General features: G+C 70.7%; 3 protein-coding genes and 1 pseudogene. All 4 read left to right on the plus strand.

Annotated elements, in window-relative coordinates:
• Positions 1-464, plus strand: a pseudogene (locus AC27IO_RS22140) (AAA family ATPase); the annotation flags it as partial.
• Positions 465-478: 14 nt separating this feature from the next.
• Entirely contained in the window at positions 479-922 is a 444-nt protein-coding gene (locus tag AC27IO_RS22145) for a GNAT family N-acetyltransferase (protein WP_498740784.1), read from the plus strand.
• Positions 923-1,111: 189 nt separating this feature from the next.
• Positions 1,112-2,302: a GGDEF domain-containing protein gene (locus AC27IO_RS22150; RefSeq protein ID WP_317359859.1), complete on the plus strand. Its 1,191-nt coding sequence runs from the start codon at positions 1,112-1,114 to the stop codon at positions 2,300-2,302.
• On the plus strand, positions 2,299-3,078 hold the full coding sequence (locus AC27IO_RS22155; protein ID WP_498740786.1) for an SOS response-associated peptidase: 780 nt from the start codon (positions 2,299-2,301) through the stop codon (positions 3,076-3,078). The genes AC27IO_RS22150 and AC27IO_RS22155 overlap by 4 nt, the downstream gene beginning before the upstream one ends.
• Positions 3,079-3,149: the final 71 nt, after the last annotated feature.

Below are 3,149 nucleotides of genomic sequence, written 5' to 3' on the forward strand. Positions count from 1 at the left end.
CTGGGCGCCTCGCCGGCGTGGAGGTGGCGGCCGACCTGCCGCTGCTGGAGAACGACGACACCGTGCTCGCGCAGGCGGGCCTGAAGGTGCACTTCGCGTTCGACGGCAAGGGCAGCATCGGCATGAACGACGGCGAGGCCTCGGGCGGCCAGCAGGTCATCAAGTCGCTCATCCTGCTCGTGGGCCTGCTCAAGGACGAGGAAAGCGGCTCGGGCGGCTTCGTGTTCATCGACGAGCCCTTCGCCCACCTGGACGTGCGCAACATCCAGTTGGTCGGCCACTTCCTGCGCTCCACCCAGGCGCAATATGTGCTGACCACGCCCATCACCCACAACCTGGAAGTCTTCGAGCCCGCCGAGATCACCCTGGTGACCAGCAAGAAACCCCAGGGCTCGCGCTGGGCCCCGCCCATCGCCGTGGCCAAGCGGCGCGGCGTGCCGGTGCTGGAGCCGGTGCCCGCATGAAAGATGCCATTGCCATGACCCAAGACCCCGACGCTGCCCTGCAAATCCAAAGGCTTCTGCCTGCGCAGTGGAAGGACGCCTATCCGGTGATGGCGCAGCTGCGCGCGCTGGACGAGGCCGAGTTCCTGCGGCGCGTGCGCCAGCAGTCGTGCGGCGGCTATGAACTCGTGGGCGCCTACCAGGGCGGCGCCTTGGTCGGGGTCATGGGAATGCGGCCCGTGCAGACCCTGGCGCGCGGGGCCTACCTGCATGTCGATGACCTCGTGGTGGATGCCGCCGTGCGGGGCAGCGGCGCCGGCCGGGCGTTGATGGCCTACGCCGAAGCCGATGCGCAGGCACGCGCCATGGCCCTGGTGTTCCTGGACGCACGGCCCGAGGCCATCGCGTTCTACGAACGCGGGGGCTATGCGCTGCACCCCGCACCGTCGATGAAGAAACGGCTCGCGGCCGTCCCCTGACAGCGACAGGGCAGGGCCCGCGTGGCAAGGCCGGGCCAGAGGCATGGGTGTAAACCCTCCCATGGCGGGTGGGCGCGCGGGCGACAGGACTCCTAGAATTCCGCAGGCACCATCGGTGCTGGCCCACCCGGCGGCGCCGTGGGCCGCCCGATGGCCGGCCTGGCCTGCGACCCACTCCAAGGAGACCCCTTGCCGCCACGGCTTGCGAGATGGCGCGACCGCGCCCTGTTCCCGACCCCGTCCCGCGTGCTCGATGGGCTGCTGGGCACCGAACGGCGCCTGCGCGTGCGATCGGCCATGGCGGGACTGGCGGGGCTGCTCATGCTGTGCTGCGTGGTGGCGATGCACATCGTGGCGCGGGCGGGCATCGCGGATGCGCAGTGGGTCCGCTGGTGGACGCTGTTTTGCATCTCGGGCCTGATCGGGGTCTTCACGCTGATCCGCAGCGGGGTGTCGCGGCGCTTTCGCGACCCTTCGCTCACGCTGTTCCAGATGCTCTATGCCGTGGCCTGCAACGCCGCGGCCTTCGTGATCGCGGGGCCGGCGCGGGGCATCACGCTGCCGATCCTGGCGGTGATCCTGATGTTCGGGATCTTCGGCCTGTCCACGCGGCAGATGGTGGGGGTGCTGTTCTATTCGCTCGCGGCCTTCGGGGCCGGGGGCGTGCTGCTGGAACTGCGCGAGGACCTGCACCAGGGCCCCGCGATGGCCGCCGCCTACGCGATCATGATCCTCGTGGTGCTGGTGGGCAGCACCTTCCTCACCACGCGGGTGCAGGCCACGCGCCAGCAGCTGCGCCAGCAAAAGCACGATCTGGCCGAGGCGCTGGAGCACATCCGCGAGCTGGCCACGCACGACGAGCTGACCGGGCTGCTCAACCGCCGCCACATGATCGAGCTGATGCGGCTGGAGCAGCGCCGCACCGCGCGCAGCGGGCATTCGCTGGTGCTGGTGCAGCTGGACCTGGACCATTTCAAGGCCATCAACGACACCCACGGCCATGCGGCGGGCGACCGCGCGCTGCAGGCCTTCGCCCGCTCGGTGAAAGCCAGCGTGCGCGACTCCGACGTGCTCTCGCGCTGGGGCGGCGAGGAGTTCGTGCTGATGCTGTGCAACACCCAGCCGGCCGATGCCAGCGCGCTGCTGGAGCGGGTGCGCCAAACCGTCTCGGCGCTGCGGCTCACGCACCCGGGCTCGGCGCCGATCCACCTGACCGTCTCCATCGGCCTGGCGCAGCACGTGGTGGGCGAGTCGATCGAGCAGACGCTGGAGCGGGCGGACCGCGCGCTCTATGCGGCCAAGGCGCAGGGGCGCGACCAGGCCGTGTGGGCACCCCTGTGCGAAGCGGCGGGCGAGGGCGCAGGTACGATCCCCGGATGACCACGCGCTACGAGACCCTGCCCCTGCCCGAAACCTACCGCGAGGCCTTCGGCGTGGAGCCGCCGGACACGCGCGGCGAACGCTACGTGAAGCCCCGCAAGCCCGGCTTTTTCATCCGCGCCGTGGCGCCGCCGCCGGGCACGCCCGGGCCGGTGCCCACCGATGCCCTGCCGGGCGATGCCGAATCGGCGGCCGGGACAGATCCCGATGCCGGTCCCGATGCGGACGGCGCCCCCCGGCTGGCGCGCGAACTGGTGCACGCCCAGTGGGGGCTGGTACCGCACTGGGTGAAATCGGCCTCCGACGGGCGGCTGCGCGCCCCCAAGCTGGTGAACGCGCGCTCCGAGACGGTCTCCACCGCCACGCCGTTCCGCGAGGCGTGGCTGAAAGGCCAGCGCTGCATCGTGCCCATGGCGGCGTTTTTCGAGGACGACTGGCGCAGCGGCAAGGCCGTGCCCACGCGCATCGCGCGCGTCGACGGCCTGCCGATGGGCGCGGCGGGGCTGTGGGCCCGCTGGACCGGCCCCGAGGGCGAGGAGCTGGTCAGCTACACCGTGCTCACCGTGAACGCCAACAGCCATGCGCTGATCCACCGCTACCAGCCGCCCGGCAGCGAAAAGCGCATGCCGGCCCTGCTCAACGAAGGCGCCTACGGCGCCTGGCTGTCGGCCCGGCCGGAGAAGGCGCGGGAGTTCATGCGCCAGTACCCGGCCAACTGGCTGCTGGCCAACCCGGTGGAAAGCAAGGCCGACAAGGGGCCTCCCGCTTTCCTGTGACCCGGCCCTGCGCGATGCCCGCAGATTGCTATTGAAAATATAGCAATATGCCCTAGTGGTTATTGTGCTGG

It is taken from the genome of Acidovorax sp. KNOB132 (genome assembly GCF_057541515.1).

Bases quoted from the DNA above. Each gene is read 5' to 3' on its own strand.
- AC27IO_RS22145 (WP_498740784.1), top strand. From the start codon at position 479: ATGACCCAAGACCCCGACGCTGCCCTGCAAATCCAAAGGCTTCTGCCT.
- AC27IO_RS22155 (WP_498740786.1), top strand. From the start codon at position 2,299: ATGACCACGCGCTACGAGACCCTGCCCCTGCCCGAAACCTACCGCGAG.